This is a genomic window from Nocardiopsis mwathae (assembly GCF_014201195.1).
Taxonomy (GTDB): domain Bacteria; phylum Actinomycetota; class Actinomycetes; order Streptosporangiales; family Streptosporangiaceae; genus Nocardiopsis_C; species Nocardiopsis_C mwathae.
This window is the reverse complement of record NZ_JACHDS010000001.1, coordinates 5514600-5533898: the sequence shown is the minus strand read 5'-3', so window position 1 is coordinate 5533898 and position 19299 is coordinate 5514600. Positions and strand designations below refer to the sequence as shown.

Here is a 19299-nt window from a genome sequence, read left to right as displayed (position 1 = left end):
CGACGACGTCGCCCCGCCCCCTCCGGTGATCTCGGCGAAGCGCACCGAAAATCGCCGGTGGTTTCTCGTGTTCGGTGCACATTGCCGAGACCGACGGAGGGGAGGGAGGGCGGGCCGCCTACCAGTGGGCGGGGCGCTCCAGTGTCGGGGGGAGGGCGGTCCGGGCGTCTCCCCTGGCCGCGTTGACCTGGGGTTGGGTGAGGAAGAGGCCGCCGGTGAGGTCGGCGCCGCGCAGGTCGGTGTCCCGGAAGTCCGCGCCGATGAGGTCCGCGGAGCGCAGGTCGGCGCCGCGGAGGTCGGCCGCGATGAGCAGCGCCCCGCGCAGGTTCGCGCCGCGGAGGTCGGCGCCCTTCAGCTTCGCCCCGACCAGGTCGGCTCCCCGGTGGTTCCGCTTCTTCCCCATCCCCGGGACCTCGGCCCGGACCAGCTCGCTGGTACGCAGCAGCAGCCGGTCGACCTCCCGCCGGTGGGCCGCCACATCCACCGCCGACAGCTCGGCGGTGCTACCGCGGGTCAGGTGCTCGGTGGCGTCGTACAGGCGGCGCAGGTCGCCGTGGACGGCGCGGGCCTGCGGCAGCTCCAGGGCCTCGGCCAGGTACCAGAGCAGCTCGTGCAGCTGCCGCATGACGGCGAAGACGTCGAACATCTCCCGCGCCGTCCCCGGACTCCGCCGCCAGTCCTGTCCGCCGTAGGTGACCTGGGAGAGCTGCTGCCCTGCCCCGAAGCAGTCGAAGACGGTGCAGCCGGAGAACCCCCGGTCCCGCAGGCGCGCGTGGATCCCGCAGCCGAAGTCCTCCCGCAGGTTCGCGCACGGCGTCCCGGCGTCCTTGTCGACGGCGAAGTCCGCCGACGCGGCGAACGGCAGCGCCACACAGCACAGCCCGAAGCAGTTCGTGCAGTCGGCCCGCAGGCGGCGGCGGTCGATGTTCTGTTGCGCCTCGGACAAAACGCGTGGCCCCCGCCCCCGCAACGGACGCGGCCTCCCCCATCGCCGCGTCCTGGTCGGCGGCCAGTCTGCCGCACCGCCCCGCAGCGAAAGCAAATCATTAATCGGCTGGCCACAGCGGGTGACGCCGCCTTTAGGGGTCCACCATTGGAATAGTCCACCGGGTAAGCGAGCACATCCCTTGCGATGACGCCGCACGGACGACTACCGGAGGAAGGCTCGCGTGACGCCAGGACAACGGAACTTCAGCGACGCCGCGCTGTCCATCGCCATGGTCCTGATCCTGAGCGCAGCGGCGGGACGTTTCCTGGAAGACGGCATGAATGTCCACTTCTGGTGGTGGGTCGTCGCGACGGGGGCTCCGGTCGTCCTGGTCGTCACCGTCTCCCAGCTGATCCTCCGCCGGAGGCCCGACCGCTCCCCCACCGCCCCGCGCGGCTGATCGGTCGCCGCGGCCGTTGCGGCCGAGCTTCCTCACACCGCAGACTCGGGGTCCGCGCCGAGCTCCGCGAGGCGCTTGCGCAGGAGTTCGTTCTCCTCCTCCAGCGCGCGGAGCCGTTCGAAGGTCGGCGCGAGTTCGGCGTCGGTGCGCCGACGCGGGATGTGCTTCGGGCAGTTCCAGTCGTAGCCTTCGAGGTCGATCACCATGACCCGCTCCACGCGGCCGGCCGTGCGGGGTGAGCTCACCCGCTCGGCCAGGTCGGGGTCCGCGTCGAGGTGGCGCGTGTGCGCGTGGCCGAACAGCTTGAGCCGGGACTGGCGGGCGTAGTCCATGAAGAACAGGGCCACGCGGCCGTCGGTCTTGAGGTTGCCGTTGGTGATGTACTGCCGGTTCCCGCGGACATCGGCGCAGGCCAGCGTCAGCGGGTCGAGGACGTGCACGAACCCGGGCGGGCCGCCGCGGAACTGGATGTAGGGCCACCCGGTCTCGCCCACGCTGGCGAGGTAGAAGCCGTCCCGTCCCGTGATGAACTCGGTCTCGCGCTCGCCCAGCGGGTCGCGCTCCCAGCCCACGGCCTCGCCGAGGTCCTTCCAGTGGGCCGGGCGGGTGCCCTCGTCCTGCTGCAGCTGCCGCACCGTGTCCGTGAACGCCAAGCGCGCGTACCGGCTCATCCCGTCATCACTCCTCGTTCCTGCCTCCGGCGCACCCGCGCGGCAGCGACGGCCGGGGCCACTCGCCGTTCCATGCCAGTGTGGCCACTCGGTCCGGGCCGATCCGGTGCGGGGGTCGTCCTTACCGGGCCCGCCATGACCGGCCGTGCACCTGGACGCGCCGGGTGCACGGCCGAACCGAGGGGGGTCAGCGCTCGGCGCTCGGGGCCTCCGCCGCCGCCCCCGCCTCCGCTTCGAAGCTCTCGGCTTCCTCACGGATGATCTTCATGGTGTCGATCCCGACCGGGACCCCCGCGTAGACGGCGGCCTGCAGGGCGACTTCGGCGAGCTCCTCCGGGGTGCACCCGTTGCGCAGCGCGCCACCGACGTGCAGCCGCAGTTCGGCGGGGCGGTTCAGGGCGGCCAGCATGCCGACGTTGAGCAGGCTGCGCGTCCTGAGGTCGAGGCCCTCGCGTGTCCAGATGGTGCCCCAGGAGAACTCGGTGATCAGGTCCAGCAGGGGCTTGGCGGGCTCCCAACCGCGCAGCATGGTGTTCACGTACTGGTCGCCCAGCACCTGTCGGCGGATCCGGTCTCCGGCCGCGTAGCGGTCCGCACCGTCTCCTTGGCTCGGCTCCACTGTTCTGCTCAGCTCCTTCGGTTGATTCGTGTGTGCGGTCAGTGCGCCGAAAGCGCGTGTCGTTCGCCGACCGAGACGGGTTCGGGCCGCACCTCGTGCCCCGGCTCCGGGGCGTCGTCGAGGCCGAGGACCGAGCGGGCGATCGCGTCGGCGTCCCCGAGGATCACCGAGTCCACGCCGGGCCGGACGCCGGCGGCCGTGGCCCAGTGGACCCCCTCGGTGGGGACCCCGAAGGCGTGCACGCCGGGGTTCGGGCGGCCGGAGGCGTCGATCAGCCGGTAGGGCCGGTCGGTGACCTCCAGAGCCCCGGTGACGTGCTCGGTCCCGTTCGTCCGCAGCCGGTGCCGACGCCCGATCCCGCTGTCGAGCAGGAAGCGCACCAGCACGTCGTCCGACCCGACCACACCGGGGTCCGGCAGGCGGGCGTCGATGAGCACGTTTCCGGTGTACTCGGCGCCGGCCACGACGGGTGAGCTCCCGGTGAATCGGCCGCGCGGATCGGCGGTCGCGGTGAACCCGGGTCCGGCGACGGTCACGACTCCCGCTTCGATCAGTGCGACCAGTTCGGCGATGCGGTGCGGCGGCGGTCCGATCGAGACGAACGCGTTGAGCGGGGTGTAGAAGCGGGAGACGTGTTCGCGGTAGGACGCCGCGGTGACCTGCCCGTGGTCGATGACCTGGCGCACCTCGTTGCGCAGGTCCCGCAGCGCGTCCAGCGCGGCCTTGAGCGGGTTGTCCACATTGCCGCCGTGGGAGTTGACGAGGTCCTCACGGAGGTAGGCGAGCAGGCGGTCGGTGAACGCCTCGGGAGAGGCGAAGCCGCCGTCCCCCAGCGGCTGGGAGACCCGGTCCCAGTTCCACTCGGCGTCCGCGCCGATGCCGTGCCGGCGCAGCAGCGGGCGCGTGCGGTCCGGCCCGTGGGGCAGGGCCTCGATGAGCTCTGCGGCGAAGGCATGATGGTCGGCCGCGGGCGCCGACTGCCGTGCCAGCGCGCAGTAGTAGACGAACGCGACCTCGTCGGTGATGTGGGGCCACACGTCCTCGAAGAAGTCGAGCCCGCCGATGCGGCGCGCCCGGTCCCGCAGGTGCTCGATGGTCTCTGGGGTGAGGAACCGCGGGTCGTGTCGGCCGGCCACGCCCTTCTGGTTGGCGCCGCGCGCGTGGTAGGGGATACCGCGCCGGGATCCGGCGATGATCCGGGGTTCGGTTCCCGAGGGCCGGTACACCAGGCCGTCCGCGGTTTCGTCGAAGCGGCCGCCGCGGGCGCCGGTGAGCAGGGTCAGGTAGTCGAAGAAGTTCAGTCCGAGGCCGTTCATGAGCACGGTGTCGCGCTCGGTCACGTCGGACAGGTCGATGTCGGCAGGGTTCGCGGGCGGGATGTAGTGCAGCCCGTGCGTGATCGCGAACGCCTCCAGACGGCGCTCCCGCTCCCGCAGCCCCGCCGGCAGGTGGCCGAGTGCCAGCACGACCTTGTCGACGGTGATCGCCTGGTGGGCATGGGCCGGGACGACGGCGTACCCGCCGGCCTCCAGCGCGGTGACCGCGAGCACCCGGTCGGTGTGGACGACCAGTCGGACGTTGGCGGGCAGCCCCGAGCGGATGTGGTCGAGCACCCAGTGCAGGTACCGGCCGTAGAGGGCGCGGGTGGGGTAGTCATCGGCCGCGAGCCGGGACGCCTGGGATCGCAGTTCCGGGTCGTCCAGCTCGTCCGCGCCACCGCGTTCGACCCACTCGTAGAGACTCGGGCCGGGCACGATCGGGCCGCGGCACCGGACGCTGTCGTCGTTGAACAGCGTGACCTGCGATGCCACCGTGTTCATCAGCAATTTCCTGGGCTGCGTCGGGCGCCAGACGGATCCCGCCCCCGGTGACTCCGAATCGATGGCGTGCACGACCACGGATGAATGTGGGTGAATGCGTGCGTTCTCGGCGATTCTCTCCAGCACGGACAATCCTCGCGGGCCGAGCCCGACGATAGCGATGTTCCTGGTCACAGCTGCCTTTTCTGTTCTCTAACCGGTCTCTGTGCGGAGGAGGGCACGGAGCCGCCGGACGGGACCGCGGCTCCGGATTCGGCGATGCGCTAGCGGGCGCGGGGTGGCGCCGGGCGGGTGGGGGCAGGGATACCGGGCCAGGAGCTCACCCGGAGCAGCAGCACCACCACTGCCCCCACCGACAGGACCGCCCCGCCGATCAGTAGCGCCGGCTGGTAGCCGTGGTCGAGCGTCGGTTGCACCACCAGCGGCCCCACGACCTGGCCCAGCCCGTAGGCGGTCGTGAGCGCGGCCGCCGAGCGGGGGACGTTGAGTTCGGCACCGGCGGCCAGCGCGAGCGTGGTGATGCCCATGAACGTGCCGCCGAACAGGACGGCCGAGACCATCACCATCGCGGCGTTGTCGGTGACTCCGGGAAGCGCCACGGCGACCGCCTGCACCAGCAGCGCCACCACCAGCAGGGTGGGCCGCGAGATCCGGCGGGACCAGTACGCCCACAGCACGCACGACGGGATGGCCGCCACACCGACCAGCACCCAGGCGCCGTTGCCCAACCAGGTCAGACCGGCCCCGGACAGCGCCGCGACAAGGAACGTGGCGGCGATGATGTAGCCGACACCTTCGAGGAAGTAGCCCGCGAGCAGCAGCCGGAACGCCCGCTTGGAAGCGGGTTCCGCGCCGCCGGCACCGCTCGCGGTCTCCCGCGGGTCCGCGGCCCGGTCGATCAGCGTCCACACCGGCGCGCCGAGGAGCAGCGCCAGGGCGGCGGAGAGGTACCAGAACACCGGCCAGGACGTCGTGGGGCCGGCCGCCAGCACCACGGCCCCGGAGAGCGCGATGCCCAGCCCGACCCCGCCGTAGGACCAGCCGGACAGGTGCGGGCTGCGCCGCAGTGTCCGCAGGAGCGCCTGTGCGGCCACGATGAAGATGACCGCGCTGGTCACACCGGCGAGGAACCGCAGCGCCATCCACGCGGGCGGGCTGGCCGTCAGCGGCATGGCCGCGAGTGTGGCGACCAGGAGCACCAGCGAGCCCCGTGCGAGCGCGCGGGAGTTCGCCAGGGACGGGAGCACGCTCAGCAGCACCGCCCCGGCGATGTAGCCGAGGTAGTTGGCGGTGGCGATGTGCGCGCCCGTTACGGCGCTCAGCCCCGCCTGCTGTTCCATCATCGGCAGGATGGGCGTGTAGACGAACCGCCCGACACCCATCGCCGCAGCCAGCACCAGCGCGGCACGCCACAGCAGCCGCCGTTCATCGCGGACCTCGTCCGCCCCTGAACTGGACGTTTCGGCCACGGATACCCGTGACACACTCTCAGAGTCGACCACGAATCCCCCGTTTTCAGGTCAACTGCGGCCGACACATCTACCCCTAATGCGATGCGGCCACGTATGGCTCTCCAGCCAACAAAGACGACATCATACTCAGATGATCACATAACACCGCCCTTGCCCCTCCGGAACCGTAGAAAAGCGCCGTGAACAGGGCGTTAAGCCGATCCATCCGCCTCCTGAAGCGCGTGGTGCGAACCCGCGGTGCGAATTCGTTGAAAAGACAGCCACTTCCCTGGACCCGCCCTTTTCCCAGGTCCCAGGCATTTCCCCAGGCCACAGACATTTCCCCAGGCCCAGCCATTTCGCCCGGTCCAGGAGCTGAACCGGGAGGCTCCGCCCCACGCTCCCTCTACGGGGAGCACAAGCCCGGGAACGCACACGCCCGATGGCCGAGCTCGCCGCCGATCACCGCCGGACACACGCGAAAACGGCGGGACCGCCACACGCCTTGCCCCCACCGGTGCCCTACACGCCGGCCCCGGAAGCCCCGACACATGCTCTATGGCACGTGGCCTCAGCGGCTGGTGCGTGTGGCCGGTACAGAACACGCTCCTTCCGCAGCGCTGGGACCATCAGCCACAGTGGCGTGTCCACCCGGGTCTTCTCAGTGGTCGCGGCGGGTGATGAAGTCGGCCAGGTCGTTGAGTCGGCGGGCGGGCCCCTCAGCCGGGTGGGCTCGGTGCAGGGCGGCTGTGGCCTCCCGCAGCGCCGCAGCCGCCTGATGTTCGGCCCATGCACGCCCGCCCGCCTGGACGACGAGCGAGGCCACTCTGTCAAGGTCGGAATCGGCGAGAGGCCTCCGGCTCCGGTACCGTGCTGCCAATTCGCGCGCGGCTGCGTTGTCGCTCGCCAGAGCAGCCGCCACCGGCAGGGTCTTCTTCCGGGCAGCCAGGTCGGAGTAGGCTGACTTTCCGGTTCTGCCGGGCTCACCCCAGATGCCCAGGACATCGTCGATGAGTTGGAATGCGCGGCCGAGCTGCCATCCGAACTCCGCCAGACTTGCCGCTGTTTCCGCTCTTGCCCCGGCTGCGAAGGCGCCGAGAGAGCAGCTGCAGGCGATGAGGGAGCCGGTCTTGGCGCGGACCATGGCCTCGCACTCCGCCAAGCTGACATCGTCACGCTGTTCGAACGAGATGTCGGCGGCCTGCCCATTGACGAGATCGAGAAGGGTGCGGTGCAGGACCGACAGCTCGCGGGCGGGACGGTCGGCCAGCACGTCCAGCGACAGTGCCAGCAGCGCATCGCCCGCCAGGACGGCCCGGGGGACCCCGTAGACCGTCCACGCGGCCGGACGGTGCCGCCTTGTTCGGTCACCGTCCATGATGTCGTCGTGCAGAAGGGAGAAGTTGTGGAGCAGCTCCACTGCGACCGCCGCCGGAACCGCGTCAGCATCACGACCACCCGCTGCCCGCGAGCTGAGCAGGACGAGTGCCGGACGGATCATCTTGCCGATGCCCGCGTCAGCGGGAGCACCGTCGGTGTCGCGCCAACCGAAGTGGTACTCGGCAATGGTGCGGACAGGATGGGCCAAGCGTCCGAGCGCGGAGCGCAGGGCGGGGGCGACAAGCTCGTCGACTTCGCCCGGCCTCCAGGCGAGGCTCCTCGCGGGTGCAGGAGGGGACGCGGGACGATTGGCTCTCATGCTGTTGATTCCTCCCTTTTCCAGGCGGCGGCCTCCGATTCCGCCGGTCGCCCCGGGCGGGGCGTGGATGCGAAGGCCCGCGTCCCACCTCCGCAGCAGCCGCCATAGGCCGGTCACACGACCGGCGTCGGCACGCGCCCCTGGCCGCGGGCAGCGGCCGGTGCTCCTCGACCGCTCGTTCCCGCGTCCGTACGCCGGACCTGGATCGCGGTCGGGGGTGCACCATCTGCCGCCACACGTCTGCACTGGTTCTCGGCGGACCCCGTCACCCGTTGACCACGAGGCTTCATGATGGGCGCGTTGCCGCTGACTCCGCGGTGGCTTCGGATGCGCCATTTCGCACTTACCCGCAAGATCAGCAACCTAAGGGGGCGTCGCGAGCCGCTACCGATCAAGGGTCGGACGGCATCGGCTCCGGGAATGCCCCGGGAACTTTGTAGCGTATGGATTTGGAGCTCGTGTACCACCTATCCAATCCTGTCACCATCAGTTCCATGTGGTGGAAGTAGTCCTGAACCGCCTGCTGCTCATCCCCGAAATCGGGCACATTATTCCGCAGGGCGACGATCTCGTCTGCGAACCCATCGAGCATCCGCATTGCTTCGTCTATCGCCTCGCTGCGCGAGCAGTCCAGCTCATTTCGCAGAACCGGTACGATATTGAAGACCTCCGAAGGGCGCGCCTCCTCCTTGCCCAGCGAGTAGAGGTCGTTTTGAATCGACATGAGCCGGCAAATGAGCGAGCGCAGTCGACTGATCACCGAGTGGCGAAAGGTGCCGACGGAGAGCGGGGCACGGGTCGTGACGTCCACCAGGTCTCCGTAAGGCCTCATGGCGATCGAATATTCATGCACGAGCAAGTAGGGCGCCAGTGGTGGCACTCCCCGCTTATGGCCGAGCTTGTAGGGACTCTCCTCCATCACGCCATAGGTCCAGTACTCGTAGAAGGAGTTCGCCAGGCGCTCGAACCAGAGATAGGGCATGAATTCCTGGAATTCCACCCGCATTCGACCCAGCATGTGCAGGAAGCCGATCTCATCCCTCCGCGGCACCTCGCCCAGGATTATGTCGCATACCCGATCTCGTACGGAAACAAGGTCCGACATCGAATGGAATTCGCAGCGGTCGTCGATGAGAGTCAGGAACATGAACCACCTGCCCATGGGGCGCAGCCGGGTCGCGTCGTTCTCGGTTGGCGACATGAATGCCGCCCCCTGAGGGAGGGCATGCTTCTTCAGCTTGTTACGGTCCTCTTCGGGCAGAAATCCGTAGTATTCGTCGTACCAGAGAGCTTCATCGTGATACGACTCGTCCGTTTCAAATGGGCTGATGACGGTCGGGAAGGGGAAGGTCAAGGTGGGCATGGGGTATTCGTCTACCATGGCGAGCCGTCCTCTGGCCGTCCTGTCCTTGTCACGCTGTCCGGTCGGCAGCGGTGTGTGGCATGTGTGATCACGTGTGAGGGTTCCGGTCGGGGACGTGCACGCTCGTTCGCAGTCGGTCCTGGTCGAGGTAGAACTCCGGGTCGTAGCGGTCGATCTTGGAATCGACCCCCCGCCATCCGGAGATGACGAAGCTGATGTGGTGGATATGGTTGGCTACGGCGTCGTGCCAGCCATCGAACTCCGGCAGGCCGTGCTGCAACTCGACGAACTCGGCGAGTTCCTCGTCGTGCAGCCGGAGCGCGTATTCGGACGCCTCCTGGATTCCGATATCGCGATCGTGGGCGACGACACCGATGAGATTCACGTTGCCCATCCCGGTCTTGATGTCCTTGTCGTAGGACTGGAACTCGTTGAACCGGCCGATGACCCGCACGGCCAGGGATTTGAGTCGTTGAACCGTGGAATGCGCGTGCACCTCGGGCGGCAGGACGACTCCCGTCTCCACCTCCTTGAGCGACATGAACGGATGCAGCATCAGCGCTCGCTCGCGGAACACCTGGTACCGCTCGATCGTGGGAAAGCGGCCCGTTCTCACGTAGTAGGTCTCTTCCTCCAAGCCTTCGAAGTACAGGTCGACGTCGTCGGCCCACCGCTGCACCGCGTCCTCCGGGATGAACCGCAGCGCCCCGGCACGGACCCCCGCGATAAGACCTGCGAGCATCACCCCTGTCTCCTCAGGCATGCGCTCACCTCGGGCGACGGAGACCGTGCCCTCCCGGATCCGTCGAACCTGCTCGGGACTGGCCTTCTCATAGATGTCGTCCTGGTAGATGGAGAAGACCATCATCCGCGCCAGCGGCAGCAGCCGCTCCCAGGTCGCCATGGGAAAGAAGTAGGAGGTCATGTAAGCCGTGCGTGCCCTCTTGAATCCCTCGGCGATATCGGGCGCGACGAAGCCCCGGCATTCACCATCGATCCAGTGCCGCTCGGTATGCTCCTGCATGGCCGCCGCATGCTCGTTGACCAGGGTGGGAAAGGGATAGCGCAATCGCTTGAAGAGCCGGGGCTCCATCACCGCTCTCAGCCCCCTCTTCCCTGTGGACCGAGTTCCTCTGCAGCCTCCCCGGCCGCGTCCGGCGCCAGGGCCAGGGCCTCGTCGAGAAGGGTCTCGACGATCTTGGATTCCGGCACCGTCCGGATGACCTTGCCCTTGACGAAGATCTGCCCCTTACCGTTGCCGCAGGACACCCCGATGTCGGCCTCGCGGGCCTCGCCGGGGCCGTTGACCACGCATCCCATCACGGCCACCCGCAGTGGGAACGGGAAGCCTTCGAAGGCGGCGGTGACCTCGTCGGTCAGCCGGTAGACATCCACCTGGGCACGTCCGCAGGAGGGGCAGGAGACGATCTCCAGACGGCGCTCACGCAAGCCCAGCGACTCCAGGATGGAGATGCCGATGGTCACCTCCTCCACCGGCGGCGCCGACAGTGACACCCGGATGGTGTCGCCGATCCCCTCGGCGAGCAGGATGCCGAAGGCCACCGCCGACTTCACCGTGCCCTGGGGCGGCGGCCCGGCCTCGGTGACCCCCAGGTGCAGCGGATAGTCGCACCGCTCGGCCAGCATCCGGTAGGCGCGAACCATCACCATCGGGTCGTGGTGCTTGACCGAGATCTTCAGATCCTGGAAGTCGTGTTCCTCGAACAGCGAGCACTCCCATAGGGCGGATTCCACCAGCGCCTCTGCGCACACGCCCCCGTAGCGGGCGAGCAGCCGCGGGTCCAGCGAGCCGGCGTTCACGCCGATGCGGATGGGGATGCCCGCGCCCGCGGCCGCCCGCGCGATCTGGGACACCTGGTCGTCGAACCGTTTGATGTTGCCGGGGTTGACCCGTACGGCAGCGCAGCCGGCGTTGATCGCTGCGAAGACGTAGCGCGGCTGGAAGTGGATGTCGGCGATCACCGGGATCTGCGACTTGCGCGCGATGACCGAGAGGGCCGCGGCGTCGTCGGCCGAGGGGACCGCCACCCGCACGATCTGGCAACCGGCGGCGGTCAGTTCGGCGATCTGCTGCAGGGTGGCGTCGATGTCAGCGGTGACGGTGGTCGTCATCGACTGCACCGACACCGGTGCCGACCCGCCGATGGGGACATCGCCCACCATCACCTGCCGGGAGGCTCGCCGGGGGGCGAGCCCATCGCTTGCATGGCCCGGCATGCCCAGGTCAACGGCGCTCATGGTCGGTCTCCCTCGCTTTCCTTGTCCTGCCCACCGGGTGGTCGGCCGTGCTCTACCGTCGCCGAAAGGGCACGTCGTGCCTCGTTGGCGATCCTCGTTCCGGTCAGGCCGTGCTCGATGAGGAGCTCGGCGCGCGAGCCGTGCTCGATGAAGTCACGCGGCAGCCCGAGTACGCGCAGGCGTGTGGTGATCCCGGCGTCCGCGCACACCTGGACGAACATCGAGCCCATGGAGCCGGTGCGGGTGCAGTCCTCCACACTCACCGCCAGCCGGTGCCGGGCCGCCATATGGGCCAGGGTCGGGTTGATCGGGATGATCCAGCGCGGGTCCACCACGGTGACGCCGATGCCCTGCGCCTCCAGTTCGCGTGCCGCGTCCAGGCATGGTCCCGCCATCACCCCGGCCGCGACCAGCAGCACGTCCAGCCTCAGGCGCCGGGACCGGTGCAGAACGTCCAGACCGTCCATGCGGGTGAGGGCGTCGATGTCGGAGCCCACAGCAGACTTGGGAAAGCGGACGGCGGTCGGGCCCTCATCCATGGCGATGGCCTCGCGCAGCAGCCCGCGCAGCCGGGCGGCGTCGCGGGGTGCGGCCAGGCGCAGATTGGGCACCACGGACAGCAGTGCCGTATCCCACATGCCGTGGTGGCTGGGCCCGTCCGGTCCGGTGATCCCGGCCCGGTCCAGCACGAACGTCACCGGCAAGCTGTGCAGTGCGACGTCCATGAGCAACTGGTCGACGGCACGGCCGAGGAACGTCGAGTACACGCAGACGACCGGGTGCAGGCCGCCGGTGGCCAGCCCGGCGGCCGAGCAGACCGCATGCTGCTCGGCGATACCGACGTCGAAGACGCGCTCGGGGAAACGACGGGCGAAGGTGTCCAGTCCGACCTGGCGCAGCATGGCCGCTGTCAGGCACACGACCTCGGGGCGCTCGGCACCGATCGCGGCGATCTCGGTGCCGAACACCGACGTCCACGTCGGTGCAGCGGCCTTGGCCGGACGGCCGGTGGACGGATCGAGGACTCCGACACCGTGCAGACAGTCGGCCTCGTCGCTCTCGGCCGGGCCGTACCCGCGTCCTTTCACCGTCACGCAATGCACCACAGTGGGGCGCTCCGCAGCCGCAGCCGCCCGCAGCTCGACCTCCATGGCGCCGATGTCGTGGCCGTCGACCGGGCCCCGGTAGGCCAGGCCCATTGCCTCGAACACCGTCGCGGGTGCGTGGGCTGCCGTGGCGCGGAGCGCGGGCCGGGCGGGCGACGGTGCGGGGGCTTTCGGGGCGACGCGGCCGTCCCCGCGCAGCCGGGCCAGGTGCTCACCGAGACCGCCGACCGTCGGGTCGTAGGAGCGCCCGTTGTCGTTGAGCACGATGGTGAGGTTGCGGTACGGGGCGGTGGCGATATTGTTCAGCGCCTCCCACGCAAGGCCCCCGGTCAGGGCCCCGTCTCCGACCACGGCGACGACGGCCCTGTCCCGTCTCCCTCGGTGGCGCAGGGCCTTGGCGATGCCGTCGGCGTACGACAGGGCGGTCGAGGCGTGGGAGTTCTCGATGACATCGTGGTCCGACTCCACCCGACTGGGGTAGCCGGCCAGCCCGCCGCGCTGGCGCAAGGCGTCGAAGCCGTCGGCCCGTCCGGTCAGGATCTTGTGCACGTAGGCCTGGTGTCCGGTATCGAACAGCAGGACGTCGCGCGGAGAGTCGAAAACCCGGTGCAGAGCGATGGTCAGTTCGACCACGCCCAAGTTGGGTCCCAGGTGCCCTCCCGTACGGCAGACCCGTTCCACCAGGAAGGAGCGGATCCGGGCCGCCAGGTCGGTCAACTCTTCGGTGTGCAGGGCCCGCAGGTCGCTCCCGCCGCCGAACGGAAAGCCGGTCCGTGAAGGCGGGGCACCGGTGCCGGGGGTCATGGGTACCGAACCTTCCGGGGCAGGGCGAAGTGCACGTCCTCAGTGGCCACAGAATGCTCTTCGACCGTCACCGGGCCGAGTCGGGCCAGTGCCTCGATCACCTCGTCGACCAGCGACGGCGGCGCCGAAGCGCCGGCGCTGACGGCGATCACCGCGGCATGGGTGACCCAGGCGGGATCGATGTCGTCGGCGGAGTCGATGAGATAGGCGGGGGTGCCCAGGCGGCGGGCGAGTTCCGTGAGCCGCACGGAGTTGGAGGAGTTGTCCGACCCCACCACCAGAACCACATCGGCGTCCCCGGCCGCGGCCGCCACAGCGTTCTGCCGGTTGGTCGTGGCGTAGCAGATGTCCTCGGAGCCGGGGCCGCGCAGCGCAGGGAAGCGGGCGCGCAGCGCCTCGATGACTTCCCGGGTCTCGTCGACCGCCAGGGTGGTCTGGGTCAGGTAGGAGACGCGCTCCGGGTCTGCGACCTCGATCCGTGCCACGTCCTCGGGAGTCTCGACCAGCACCGTGGAGCCGGGGGCCTCACCGAGGGTCCCCTCGACCTCCTCATGGTCGGCGTGGCCGATCAACACCACGGTGTCGCCGCGGGCGGCGAAGCGCCGCGCCTCGACGTGCACCTTGGTGACCAACGGGCAGGTGGCATCGACCACGTCCAGGCGGCGGTGCTCGGCCGCGGAGCGTACCGCGGGAGAGACGCCGTGGGCGGAGAAGACCGCGGTGGCTCCCATCGGGACTTCATCGATCTCTTCGACGAAGACCGCACCGCGCGATTCCAGATCAGCCACCACGTGGGAGTTGTGCACGATCTGTTTTCGCACGTAGACCGGACCGGACCGGATCCGCAGAAGTCGCTCGACGATCTCGATGGCCCGTTCCACACCCGCACAGAACGAGCGGGGTGCGGCCAGCACCACCCGGCGTGGCACATCACCTGGCTTCGCCGACCTCCCTTCCGTTCCCGGACGGTCGGATTCCTCGATGACTGGGCCAGTGCGTCGATCCGTCATGCATGCCTCCATCGCGGAAGAGATCCGTCGCCTTCGAGGCAGACTTGCGTGGCCTCGGCCGCTCTACTCCCACTAGGAAAAGGTGAACTCTGCAATAATCAATGTCACCGATAACGGAGGCTGCGCCAACGCCTATCAGCAAGCGACGGCGTCTATTTCCACAGCGGAATTGACGTCCGCCGCAGTGCCGCCCTGGCCGGAGGGCACGAACGGCCTCGGGCCGCGGCTCCCGGGAAGGCGGCAATGGCGCAGCGACCCAACCTCGAACTGCGGAACGCGATCAGCAGGGCCGGGCTCAGCGGCGACGCCCTCGCCCGCAGGGTGAACACGATCGGCGCGGAGGCGGGTTTGCGCCTGGCATACGGTCGGGCCTCCGTATCGCAGTGGCTCTCCGGTGCCCGGCCACGTCCTCCCGTGCCCGAGCTTGTGGCCGAAGCGCTCGCCCGACGGATCGGACGCCACCTCACCCCTGCCGACATCGGATGGCCCGCCCCAGAAGGAACCCGGGGCTCGGCTGCCTGGTGGGAGGCCGACCCGCTCGACCTGATCGCCGATCTGTACCACAGGGAGAGCTCGGGGGGCACGACCGCACACCCCGTTTACAACATGGCGGCACTGGATGTGCCCATGTGGGCGCCGTCCGTCCACCGGTCGCCTTATCGCCCCCACCACCCGGTGCGGATCGGGCAGACCGAGGCCGCATCCGCCACGGCCATGCTGCACCTGGCGATCCAGGCCGACGACGCTTTCGGGGGCGGAGCCATGCGCTCGCCCCTCGTCGGCTATCTGGCCACCATGGTCGGGCCATGGCTGCGGAGCCGTGCGAACGGGGAGGTACGCCGACGGCTGCTGACCTCAGGAGCCCGCCTCAGCTGCCTCACCGGATTCATGTACTTCGACGACGGACTGCACGGTGCCGCACAGCGCTACTACCGCATCGCCCTGCGGCTGACCGCCGAATCCGGCGACACCGCAGGCCACTCCGTCACGCTGCGCGCGATGAGCTCGCAGGCCTGCGCACTCGGTCACCCCAGGGCAGCGCTGCACCTGGCACAGGCCGGAGTCACGGCCCTCTCCGAGGTGTCCGCGCCCTGCACGCGCGCCCTGCTGCTAGGCCAGCTCGCGGTCGTCCACGCCCGGAACGGGGAGCAGCAGCAGGCCACGCACCTGCTGGCGGCCGCCGAGCACATGCTCAGGCGAACCACCGGACCCCGCTGCCGGGACAATGGCTACTACACCGCATCTCTCGCCCACCAGCGTGCGGATATCGCGGCCTCCAGCGGCGACCGCAGCGCAGCCGTCACCTCGCTGGCCGAGTGCCTGCGGCATCTTCCCGAGGCCAAGCGCCGCTACCGAGCGCTGTGCCTGGCCCGCCTCGCCGAGCTCAAGCTCGACAGCGGCTGCCTCGACGGCGCGGCAGCAGACTGGCACCGCTTCCTCGACGACTACCCCGCGCTGCGCAGCGGCCGTGCCCGCGCCGCCCTGTCGCGGCTCCGCGCCCGGCTTCGCCCTTTCGCGCGGAGCAGTACCACCCGTGACCTGCTCCACCGCGCCGTCACCGTGAGTGAAGCAGCGGCCCACTTCCCAGCGAGCCGCAGGTGACAGCCATCAGGGGACAGCGGCCCTGATCCGATCTCCACGAACCCGCCACCGGCCCCCACACGCGGTGGTGGTCATCGGCCGAGTTCATCGCTCTTGACGGCTTGGAGGAAGGCGGACCACTCGTTGTCCGCGAAGGTGAGATGGCCGAGGTCGGGGTACTTCGAATCGCGGACCAGCGCCTTGCTCTTCGAGGTCGCGACCTCGGTGCACGCCCCCTGTGATGCGCTGTAACCGGACTTGAACCAGCCCAGGCGGTTCGCATCGGGGGAATGCATGTGTCAGTCCTTTCGACTCCCATGGATCTGGAGCACGTCCTCCAGCAGCCGTCGAGTAGGACGACCTTCATCGAGAGCGGCCCCGCGAAGCTTGCTGAAGAGCGAGGTGTACTCATCCAGATCTTCCCGATTGGTCAGAAACAGGCTAGAAGCCCGACTTTCGGCATAGACCGTCGCCAACCCGTGTTGAGCAACCCGAATGACGATAAACGCGGGCAGAGTCATGGCCACGTGGGCACCCGCGGAGAAAGGTAGCAGCTGGATCGCGATGCCGGGCTCCCCCGCCAGCTCGATGAGCCGCTGAATCTGCTCTTCCATGACGGCCGGGGCACCGACCTCCTGGCGGACAGCCCCCTCCGACACGATGAGTCTCAGTTCTGGCCTGTCTGGGCGGTGCGGCAACTCTTGGCGCCTGCTGCGGACCTCGATCTCGCGGTCGACGTCGCTGTTCGGGTGGAGCGTTGCCTCGATCACCGCTCGCGCGTAGCGCTCGGTCTGCACGACTCCGGGGATCAGCTGCGACTCGAAGGCATCGATGGCGCTCGCCTGTGCTTCGAGGTTGGCGTACGTCCGGTAGTTGCGCTCCGGCTCATAGGGTTGCCACCGGTCTGGCTGGCGGGCCTGGCGGCGTAGTTCCAGCAGTTCGTCGAACCGGCCCTCTGCCCCGTAGAGCTGGCAGAGCCTTTCGAGGGCCGCCGGCCCGGGAACCGCTCCGGCCCTAGGACTAGTAGGGCCGGAGCGGCTGCCACAGAACCTATCCCACAGGCGCTCCCGCTCGCTGCCACACCGTGGAGGGGAAGAGCGGGCCGGTGAGCGCCGCCCGCGGGTGTCCGCCCGGCTGAAGGGGAGCGGGCGGACACCCACCCTTCTCGACGACTCACCGCCTGTTGCCCTAAAGGGGCGATCACCCGTGACCACGAACCCGCGACCTACCCGAACAGCCGCCCGGGTGCGCCCCTACGCCGTCTCCCCGCCACCCGCGACGCGCCCCACCCGCTCTTCCGTTGATCTCGGGGATATCGGGGTCTCGCGAGCGATTTTCACCCCAATATCTCCGAGATCAACGGGGAAGCAGTGGGTCGCGGTGTCAGGGCGGGGTCAGTCCAGCCAGCCCGGTTTCACCAGGCCCGCCTCGTAGGCGATGACGACGAGCTGAGCGCGGTCCCGCGCGGCGAGTTTGGTGAGGATGCGGCTGACGTGGGTCTTGGCCGTCGCGTGGCTGACCACGAGCCGGTCGGCGATCTCCTCGTTGGACAGGCCGCCGGCCACGGCCACCAGCACCTCGCGCTCGCGCTCGGTCAGGCTGTTCAGCCGCGGCATCGGCGGCGGCTCCTTGATCCGGTCCGCGAACTCGGCGATCAGCCGCCGTGTGACCGACGGCGCGAGCAGGGCGTCGCCGCGCGCCACCACCCTGACACCGTGGATCAGTTCCATCGGTTCGGTGTCCTTCACCAGGAACCCGCCGGCGCCCGCCTTCAACGCCCCGTACACGTACTCGTCCAGGTCGAACGTGGTCAGGATGACCACCTTCACATCGCGCAGCCGCTCGTCGCCGACGATCCGCCGGGTCGCCTCCAACCCGTCGACGGCCGGCATCCGGATGTCCATCAGCACCAGGTCGGGCCGGTGCTCCCGGGCGACCCGCACAGCCGCCTCGCCGTCACCCGCCTCCGCCACGACTTCGATGTACGGTTCCCCGTCGAGGATCGACCGGAACCCCGCGCGGACGAGTGTCTGGTCGTCGGCGAGCACGACCCGGATCGTGTCCGGCCCCGGGGTGGGCGTCGGGGTGGTCATCGGTCGGCTCCTCGGCTGTCACTCCACTGTCAGCCGCGGGTCCGTCCCGGGCTCCCCGACCAGTCTCCCCGCTTTCCGGACCGGGAGGGAGGCTGTGCCGGGGAGTGCCGCGAAGAGGCCGGGCAGCAGGTCAGCCGCTGGTGTGGGGAGCACTACCGCGGTCCTCGCCGATGGGGAGGACGGCGCGAACGCGGAAGCCGCCGTTCGGCCCCGGCCCGGCGCCGAACTCGCCGCCGACGGCGCTCGTCCGCTCGCGCATGCCGCGCAGGCCGTTGCCTTCCCGGACCGCAGTGTCCGCGGCGCCGCCGCCGTCGTCATCGACCTGCACGGTCAGCACCTCCGCACTGCGGCGCACCGCAACCGACACCCGGGTCGCGCCCTGCGCGTGGCGGCGGACGTTGGTCAGGGCCTCCTGCACGATCCGGTAAGCGGCCATGTCGATCGACGTCGTCAGCTCCGATCGCTCGCCCTCCACCATCACCTCTACGGCGATCCCCGACTCCCGCGTCCGGTCGGCCAGTTCTTCGATTCCGGACAGCGATGGGGCGGGATCCACCGAAGCGGCGGCACCGTCGTCCTCGTCGACCTGCCGCAGCACCCCGAGCGTCGCCCGGAGCTCGCGCAGGGTGTCCTTGCTCGCGCGCCTGATCTCCTCCAGCGCGGCGTAGGCCTGCTCGGGGTCGCGCCGGTGCGCCGCCGCCCCCGCCTGGACGTTGATCAGCGAGATGCTGTGCGCGACGACGTCGTGCACCTCGCGCGCGATGCGCAGCCGCTCCTCGGTGGCGCGGCGCCGCTCCTCCTCGGCCCGGTTGCGCGCTGCCTCGACCGCCCGCTGTTCGACCTCGCGCAGGTAGGCCCGTCGGCTGCGCGCGAGCTCCCCGGCCGCGAGGACGACGATCAGCCAGGCCAGCACCATCAGCGACCTGGCCGGCTGGAACGCGATGATCTCCCCGGCGGAGAAGACGGCCAGTGCCCCGGCCGTGGCGGTGATGGCGGAGGGCCGGTGGCTCTCGGCGGCCAGGCGGAACACGCCGACGGCGAACGCGAACCACCCCGTCCAGGCGTCGACCGGCCCGAGGATGTAGTACAGCGGGGTGGCGAGGGCAAGCACGACCGCCGTGACCGGTGGGAACCGGCTCAGCACGGCGAGCGAGCCCGCCCCGGCCAGGAGGAGCAGCAGCGGCACCGCGCGCATCGGTTCGGCGGTGGCCTCGGAGGTGAACAGCTCCCCGCTGAGCATGACCGCGAGTGCGCCCACCGCCGACGCGATGTCCATCATCGTGCCGGTGAGCCGACCGCCGAGCCGCAGGTCGAGTCGTCCGCCCGGTTCCGGACGAGAGGGTGGGAGCCTCATGGGTCGGGTTCTCCACGGGACGGACGGTGCAGGGCGGTCCCGACGATACCGATCCGTCGCTCGGCGAACCGGCGCCGCGCC

17 protein-coding genes are annotated in these 19299 nt (G+C 69.6%); 2 read left to right on the top strand and 15 right to left on the bottom strand.

The window, feature by feature from the left end:
• Positions 1-118 precede the first annotated feature (118 nt).
• Complete coding sequence (locus HNR23_RS24300) at positions 119-946, bottom strand: pentapeptide repeat-containing protein (RefSeq protein WP_221308236.1); 828 nt, start codon at positions 944-946, stop codon at positions 119-121.
• A gap of 223 nt (positions 947-1169) precedes the next feature.
• Here HNR23_RS24300 and HNR23_RS24295 point away from each other — a divergent pair, with 223 nt between their 5' ends.
• Positions 1170-1388 (top strand): hypothetical protein, encoded by a 219-nt coding sequence (locus HNR23_RS24295; RefSeq protein ID WP_184079074.1) that lies wholly within the window; start codon positions 1170-1172, stop codon positions 1386-1388.
• 32 nt (positions 1389-1420) lie between these two features.
• On the opposite strand, the gene HNR23_RS24290 is transcribed toward HNR23_RS24295, so the two are convergent.
• From HNR23_RS24290 to ispH, 10 genes are all read right to left on the bottom strand, one after another.
• Positions 1421-2059 (bottom strand): pyridoxamine 5'-phosphate oxidase family protein, encoded by a 639-nt coding sequence (locus HNR23_RS24290; protein ID WP_184079072.1) that lies wholly within the window; start codon positions 2057-2059, stop codon positions 1421-1423.
• 187 nt (positions 2060-2246) lie between these two features.
• Positions 2247-2678: a carboxymuconolactone decarboxylase family protein gene (locus HNR23_RS24285; protein WP_184079070.1), complete on the bottom strand. Its 432-nt coding sequence runs from the start codon at positions 2676-2678 to the stop codon at positions 2247-2249.
• A 38-nt stretch (positions 2679-2716) separates the two neighbouring features.
• Positions 2717-4672: an FAD/NAD(P)-binding protein gene (locus HNR23_RS24280; protein ID WP_184079068.1), complete on the bottom strand. Its 1956-nt coding sequence runs from the start codon at positions 4670-4672 to the stop codon at positions 2717-2719.
• An 89-nt stretch (positions 4673-4761) separates the two neighbouring features.
• Positions 4762-5967 (bottom strand): YbfB/YjiJ family MFS transporter, encoded by a 1206-nt coding sequence (locus HNR23_RS24275; RefSeq protein ID WP_343070699.1) that lies wholly within the window; start codon positions 5965-5967, stop codon positions 4762-4764.
• Positions 5968-6610: 643 nt separating this feature from the next.
• Positions 6611-7648, bottom strand: coding sequence for a polyprenyl synthetase family protein (locus HNR23_RS24270; protein ID WP_184079066.1), 1038 nt, complete (start codon positions 7646-7648; stop codon positions 6611-6613).
• A gap of 391 nt (positions 7649-8039) precedes the next feature.
• A complete protein-coding gene (locus HNR23_RS24265) occupies positions 8040-9029 on the bottom strand; it encodes a terpene synthase family protein (protein ID WP_184079064.1) in 990 nt (329 codons plus the stop codon).
• 70 nt (positions 9030-9099) lie between these two features.
• Positions 9100-10104 carry a terpene synthase family protein gene (locus HNR23_RS24260; protein ID WP_184079062.1) on the bottom strand — a complete coding sequence of 335 codons (1005 nt, stop codon included), beginning with the start codon at positions 10102-10104 and terminating at the stop codon, positions 9100-9102.
• 8 nt (positions 10105-10112) lie between these two features.
• Positions 10113-11270 (bottom strand): flavodoxin-dependent (E)-4-hydroxy-3-methylbut-2-enyl-diphosphate synthase, encoded by a 1158-nt coding sequence (gene ispG, locus HNR23_RS24255; protein ID WP_184079060.1) that lies wholly within the window; start codon positions 11268-11270, stop codon positions 10113-10115.
• Positions 11267-13180 (bottom strand): 1-deoxy-D-xylulose-5-phosphate synthase, encoded by a 1914-nt coding sequence (locus HNR23_RS24250; protein ID WP_184079057.1) that lies wholly within the window; start codon positions 13178-13180, stop codon positions 11267-11269. The genes ispG and HNR23_RS24250 overlap by 4 nt, the downstream gene beginning before the upstream one ends.
• Positions 13177-14109 carry a 4-hydroxy-3-methylbut-2-enyl diphosphate reductase gene (ispH, locus tag HNR23_RS24245; RefSeq protein ID WP_343070698.1) on the bottom strand — a complete coding sequence of 311 codons (933 nt, stop codon included), beginning with the start codon at positions 14107-14109 and terminating at the stop codon, positions 13177-13179. Before ispH ends, HNR23_RS24250 begins: the two co-directional genes overlap by 4 nt.
• Positions 14110-14433: 324 nt before the next feature.
• On the opposite strand from ispH, the gene HNR23_RS24240 reads away from it, so the two are divergent.
• Positions 14434-15792 (top strand): hypothetical protein, encoded by a 1359-nt coding sequence (locus HNR23_RS24240; RefSeq protein ID WP_184079053.1) that lies wholly within the window; start codon positions 14434-14436, stop codon positions 15790-15792.
• Between the two features lie 71 nt (positions 15793-15863).
• Here HNR23_RS24240 and HNR23_RS24235 read toward each other — a convergent pair whose 3' ends face one another.
• The 4 genes from HNR23_RS24235 to HNR23_RS24220 all read right to left on the bottom strand — a co-directional run bounded on the left by HNR23_RS24235 (position 15864) and on the right by HNR23_RS24220 (position 19218).
• Positions 15864-16067, bottom strand: a complete 204-nt coding sequence (locus HNR23_RS24235) for a DUF397 domain-containing protein (RefSeq protein ID WP_184079050.1) — start codon at positions 16065-16067, stop codon at positions 15864-15866.
• Between the two features lie 3 nt (positions 16068-16070).
• A complete protein-coding gene (locus HNR23_RS24230) occupies positions 16071-16931 on the bottom strand; it encodes a DUF5753 domain-containing protein (RefSeq protein ID WP_343070697.1) in 861 nt (286 codons plus the stop codon).
• A gap of 234 nt (positions 16932-17165) precedes the next feature.
• A complete protein-coding gene (locus HNR23_RS24225; RefSeq protein WP_184079048.1) occupies positions 17166-17864 on the bottom strand; it encodes a response regulator transcription factor in 699 nt (232 codons plus the stop codon).
• A gap of 130 nt (positions 17865-17994) precedes the next feature.
• Positions 17995-19218: a sensor histidine kinase gene (locus HNR23_RS24220; protein WP_184079046.1), complete on the bottom strand. Its 1224-nt coding sequence runs from the start codon at positions 19216-19218 to the stop codon at positions 17995-17997.
• Positions 19219-19299: the final 81 nt, after the last annotated feature.

What these genes read in the sequence shown, in the direction of transcription:
- HNR23_RS24290 (WP_184079072.1), bottom strand. Translation starts at nt 2,059, where the DNA reads ATGAGCCGGTACGCGCGCTTGGCGTTCACGGACACGGTGCGGCAGCTG.
- HNR23_RS24270 (WP_184079066.1), bottom strand. Translation starts at nt 7,648, where the DNA reads ATGAGAGCCAATCGTCCCGCGTCCCCTCCTGCACCCGCGAGGAGCCTC.
- HNR23_RS24265 (WP_184079064.1), bottom strand. Translation starts at nt 9,029, where the DNA reads ATGGTAGACGAATACCCCATGCCCACCTTGACCTTCCCCTTCCCGACC.
- HNR23_RS24260 (WP_184079062.1), bottom strand. Translation starts at nt 10,104, where the DNA reads ATGGAGCCCCGGCTCTTCAAGCGATTGCGCTATCCCTTTCCCACCCTG.
- ispG (WP_184079060.1), bottom strand. Translation starts at nt 11,270, where the DNA reads ATGAGCGCCGTTGACCTGGGCATGCCGGGCCATGCAAGCGATGGGCTC.
- HNR23_RS24250 (WP_184079057.1), bottom strand. Translation starts at nt 13,180, where the DNA reads ATGACCCCCGGCACCGGTGCCCCGCCTTCACGGACCGGCTTTCCGTTC.
- HNR23_RS24240 (WP_184079053.1), top strand. Translation starts at nt 14,434, where the DNA reads ATGGCGCAGCGACCCAACCTCGAACTGCGGAACGCGATCAGCAGGGCC.
- HNR23_RS24235 (WP_184079050.1), bottom strand. Translation starts at nt 16,067, where the DNA reads ATGCATTCCCCCGATGCGAACCGCCTGGGCTGGTTCAAGTCCGGTTAC.
- HNR23_RS24225 (WP_184079048.1), bottom strand. Translation starts at nt 17,864, where the DNA reads ATGACCACCCCGACGCCCACCCCGGGGCCGGACACGATCCGGGTCGTG.
- HNR23_RS24220 (WP_184079046.1), bottom strand. Translation starts at nt 19,218, where the DNA reads ATGAGGCTCCCACCCTCTCGTCCGGAACCGGGCGGACGACTCGACCTG.